1 protein-coding gene and 1 pseudogene are annotated in these 674 nt (G+C 61.1%); both read left to right on the top strand.

What is annotated here, in order from left to right; translation table 11 throughout:
• Nucleotides 1-201 (top strand): IS66 family insertion sequence element accessory protein TnpB (tnpB, locus tag ALC15_RS40945; RefSeq protein ID WP_157861002.1); only part of this gene is annotated, 201 nt, incomplete at its 5' end.
• 74 nt (nucleotides 202-275) lie between these two features.
• Nucleotides 276-674, top strand: a pseudogene (locus tag ALC15_RS40940) (transposase domain-containing protein); the annotation flags it as partial.

Raw genomic sequence — 674 nt, 5'->3', positions numbered from 1 at the left:
GACCGAATAAAGATCGTATGGTGGGATGGCTCCGGCGTGTGCCTCTATTTAAAACGGCTTGAGAAGGCGAGGTTCTGCTGGCCGCGGATCGGACATCATCGGGTGCAGCTGAATGCTGCGCAGTTGATGGCCCTGGTCGATGGGATGGACTGGAAGCGGGTCCGGACCGCGGCGGTCAAGCCGCCGGAGATTGTTGGGTAAAAGCACTGCGGCGAAGTGAATCAGTGAGCTGAAAGGGCAAGAGAACAGGGGCGAAATGTGCTCTGGTAGGCCCAATGACGCCGCCCGATCTCAACCTCCCAAATGACGTGGAGATGCTAAAGGCCATGGTGCTTGCCATGGCCGAGAAGGCGGCCCGCGCCGACTCTGGAGAGTGAGGTCGCCGATCTCAAGGCCTGCAACGCCGATGCCGATGCGCGCATCGAGCGACTGACACAGATCCTGAAGGCCTTCGACCGCGCCCGGTTCGGCCGACGATCGGAAAAGCTCGGCTCTGCGAATGGCGACGTCGAACAGCAAGCCTTTGTCTTCGAGGAGGTCGAGACCGGCATCGCTGAGATCAAGGCCCAGGTCAGCAAGGGCCGTGCGCAAGCGGATAGCAAGCGTGCACCGCGTCGGCGCAAGGGCTTTGCGCCCCATCTGGAACGGATCGAAACCGTCATTGAGCCGGAAGA

Source organism: Bradyrhizobium viridifuturi (assembly GCF_001238275.1).
GTDB lineage: Bacteria > Pseudomonadota > Alphaproteobacteria > Rhizobiales > Xanthobacteraceae > Bradyrhizobium > Bradyrhizobium viridifuturi.
The sequence above is the reverse complement of the archived record's forward strand: the minus strand, read 5'-3'. Positions and strand labels throughout refer to the sequence as shown.